Genomic DNA, 4,541 nt, shown 5'->3' on the forward strand with positions numbered 1-4,541 from the left:
GCGATCTCCGGCAACAACGTCGTGCTGACCCAAGCGGGTGCTGATTTCGTCAACGCAGGCAACAAACTGCCAGCCTTTGACCTGACCGTGACCGACGCAGACAAAGGCAGCGCCAACGCCGCTGCTACGCCGGACGTCACCTTGGTAGACGACCCGAGCGTACTGCTCCCGGACACGGGCAGCGCCTTGGAAGACAACAACGTCACCGGCAATGTGCTGAACAACGACACTGATGAAGACAACCTTCTGACGGTCAAGTCGTTCACCGTGGATAACGTCACGTACGATGCGGGCCAGCAGGCGATTATCGCCAATGTCGGTACCCTCACCATCGCCAGCACTGGCGAATACACCTTCACTCCGGCCAAGGATTACAACGGTGCTGTGCCGCAGATCGGCTACACCACCAATACCGGCTCCAGCAGCACCCTTACACTGACTATCACGCCGGTCAACGACGCCCCGGTACTCGGCAACGCCTCGACCAACGCCTTCGGCGACACCTACATCGAAGGCAAGCCAGGCGGCTACGTCGCAGCGAACCTGACGATCAGTGATGTCGACAACGACACCCTGCAAAGTGCCAAAGTCACGCTGGTCAACCACCTGGCCGATGACGTCTTGATCGCAGATGCCAGCAACGCCAAGATCACGGTCAGCTATGACAAGGACACCGGTGTACTGACCCTGTCCGGCGAAGCCACCAAGGCCGAATACCAGGAAGTGCTGCGTTCGGTGCACTTCGCCAGCGAAAGCCAGAACCCGGTCGCTACCGACCGCACCCTGACCATCACCGTGAACGATGGCCAACTGAACTCGGCGCCTGTGACCTCCGTGGTCAACGTGGTTCCGGTCAACGATGCACCCGTGGTCAGCTTCGACAGCACCACGTTCGTCGAGCAAAAAGCGGCGGTGGCATTGGTCGAAAACCTGAGCATCAGCGACGTCGACAACACCACCTACAGCAAAGTGGTGGTCACCGTTGACCAGTTGGCGTCCGGTGACCTGCTCAGCAGCGCCGATGTGCTCAAGGCCCTGGCCGTTGCCGGTATCACCATCACCCAAAGCGGCAGTGCCGCCGACGGTAAAATCGTCTACACCCTCACCAGCGATTCGCCAGCCGGCAACAGCGCGGCTGACTTCATCAAAGTGGTTGAAGCGATCACCTTCCAGAGCCCGGGCAACAACCCGGTCGGTACGGATCGCAGCGTCACCATCGCCGTGACCGATATCGGCGGTGGCAACCTTGACCGTGAGCCAGCGCAAACTGGCAGCGCCACCGGCAAGGTCGCCATTGACCTGTTCAACGACGCACCGACCGCAGCGGCTACCCCTGCCGGCGCCGATGAAGACCACGCGGCCACGATCGTACTGAGCGGCGCCGATGTGGACGGTACTGTCGCCAATTTCGTCATTACCACCTTGCCGGAAAACGGCAAGCTGTACAGCGACGCCACCCTGACAACCGAGCTCAAGATCGGTGATTCAGTGCCGGCAGGCGCTGACGGCAAGGCGTCGGTCTACTTCTCGCCAACCGGCGACTGGAGCGGCAGCACCTCGCTCACCTTCACCGCGGTCGACAATGGCGGTAAAACCAGTGGCGAAACCACCGCTGCAGTCACCATCGCACCAGTGACCGATACCCCACACCTGGGCTTGCTCGGGGGCGGCGTGGTGAGTTCGATCAACTTCGACGGCGCAGCCCTCAACGGTTCGTGGAGCACGGTCGCGGTCGGCGCTGCCAATAATGCCGCCGGCACCACCCCGACCACCCAGTGGTTGACCGGTAACAGCGACGGCAAAGTCGAAATCGGCCAAAGCAGCGTCTACGGCGTAACGACTCCAGGCAACAGCCAAGTCATCGAGCTTGAGAAAAACACCGGCGACGACGCCAGCCTGTACACCGTCATCAAGGCCGAATCCGGCACGGCGTACAGCATCAGTGTCGACTACTCGCCGCGTGCGGGCGCCGAAAACAATTCGGTGATCGATGTGTTCTGGGGCGGCGTCAAAGTCGGCACCCTGGACGCAACCACCGTTGGCATGAAGACCTACACCTTCGTGGTGCCGGTCACCGCTGACGGTGACGCCAAACTCGAATTCAAGGCCCCGACCAGCAACTCGCTGGGCGGTGTGCTGGATAACATCAGCGTTACCCAGGTACTGAACACGGGCCTGGAAGACCATGCGATCAAGCTGTCCGCGATTGACGCCTACGCCACCGACAAGGATGGCTCCGAGACGCTCAAGCTGCAGATCAGCGGTATTCCGGACGGCGCGACCCTCTCCGACGGCGCGGGCCATACCTTCACCGCGACGGCCGGCAGCCAAAGCATCGATATCAGCGACTGGAACAAGGCCACACTGGTCTTCAACCCGGCGCCAAACGCCAACGGCCTGGTGAACCTCACCGTGACCGCCATCGCGCAAGATGGCGATGCGGCGCCGAAGTCTGAGTCGATTACCCTGCCGATCAATGTGATTGCGGTCAACGACCTGCCGGTCATCGATGTCGTCGCCAATCCTCTGGTGGAAGGCAGCGTCGCGGAAGGGACCGTTGCTGGCACCTTTACCATCAGCGATGTCGAGACGCCGGTCGCCGATCTGAAGGTCACCTTCACAGGCGATAGCAACAAAGATGGCTACTACGCCATTGTTGCCAACGCCGTGGTGTTGACATTGGCGGGCGCAAACTTCGTTAACGCAGGCAATAAGCTGCCCGCGATTGATTTGACCGTGACGGACACAGACAAAGGCAGCGCGCACGATGCGGCCACGCCAACGGTCACCCTGGTCAATGACGTTCCGGTCATCACCGTTGAAGCCAACACGCTGACTGAAAACGACGCCAAAGAAGGTACTGTTGCCGGCCGCTTCACCGCGACTGACGAAGAGACTTCGGTTGCCGATCTGAAAGTCGCTTTCACTGGCGAGAGCAATAAGGACGGCTACTACGCGATCTCCGGCACCGACGTGGTGCTGACGCAGAAGGGCGCCGATTGGGTCAACGCTGGCAATCAACTGCCGAAGATCGATCTGACCGTTACTGATGCCGACAACGCCACTTCGCACGCTGATGCTCAGCCAGCCGTGACGCTGGTGAACGATATTCCGGTGATCACCGTTGAAGCCAACACGCTGACTGAAAACGATGCGAAAGAAGGTACCGTCGCTGGTCGCTTCACCGCGACTGACGAAGAAACTTCGGTTGCTGACTTGAAGGTTGCCTTCACCGGCGAAAGCAATAAAGACGGCTACTACGCCATCTCCGGCACCGACGTTGTGCTGACGCAGAAGGGCGCCGATTGGGTCAACGCAGGCAATCAACTGCCGAAGATCGACCTGACCGTTACCGATGCTGACAACGCCACCTCGCACGCTGATGCTCAGCCTGCCGTGACGCTGGTGAACGACATCCCGGTTATCACCGTGGCTGCCAACACCATCGTCGAAAACACCGCGAAAGTCGGCACCGTCGCCGGTACCTTCACCGCGTCCGACGAAGAAACTCCGGTTGCGAACCTGAAAGTCGCTTTCACCGGAGAAAGCAATAAAGACGGCTACTACGCTATCTCGGGTACCGACGTGGTGTTGACGCAGAAGGGCGCCGATTGGGTCAACGCTGGCAATCAACTGCCGAAAATCGACCTGACCGTTACTGATGCCGACAACGCCACTTCGCACGCTGATGCTCAGCCAGCCGTGACGCTGGTGAACGATATTCCGGTGATCACCGTTGAAGCCAACACGCTGACTGAAAACGATGCGAAAGAAGGTACAGTCGCTGGTCGCTTCACCGCGACTGACGAAGAGACTTCGGTTGCCGATCTGAAAGTCGCTTTCACTGGCGAGAGCAATAAGGACGGCTACTACGCGATCTCCGGCACCGACGTGGTGCTGACGCAGAAGGGCGCCGATTGGGTCAACGCTGGCAATCAACTGCCGAAGATCGACCTGACCGTTACTGATGCCGATAACGCTACTTCGCACGCTGACGCTCAGCCAGCCGTGACGCTGGTGAACGACATCCCGGTCATCACCGTGGCTGCCAACACCATCGTCGAGAACACCGCGAAAGTCGGCACCGTTGCCGGTACCTTCACTGCGTCTGACGAAGAAACTCCGGTTGCGAGCCTGAAAGTCGCTTTCACCGGCGATAGCAATAAAGACGGCTACTACGCTATCTCGGGCACCGATGTTGTGCTGACGCAGAAAGGCGCCGACTGGGTCAACGCCGGTAATCAACTGCCGAAAATCGACCTGACCGTTACTGATGCCGACAACGCTACTTCGCACGCTGACGCTCAGCCAGCCGTGACGCTGGTGAACGACGTTCCGGTGATCACCGTTGAAGCCAACACGCTGACAGAAAATGACGCCAAAGAAGGCACCGTCGCTGGTCGCTTCACCGCGACTGACGAAGAGACTTCGGTTGCTGACTTGAAGGTTGCCTTCACCGGCGAAAGCAATAAAGACGGCTACTACGCTATCTCGGGCACCGATGTTGTGCTGACGCAGAAAGGCGCCGACTGGGTCAACGC

Annotated in this window: 1 protein-coding gene; it reads left to right on the top strand. The window is 59.7% G+C overall.

Translation table 11 applies throughout. The annotated features are described in order from the left end of the window. Positions 1–4,541, top strand: a 4,541-nt coding sequence (locus V6M90_RS29900) for a beta strand repeat-containing protein (RefSeq protein ID WP_332847659.1), incomplete at both ends; no start/stop codon positions are given.

The organism is Pseudomonas lactucae, from assembly GCF_036688725.1.
Taxonomy (GTDB): Bacteria; Pseudomonadota; Gammaproteobacteria; order Pseudomonadales; family Pseudomonadaceae; genus Aquipseudomonas; species Aquipseudomonas lactucae.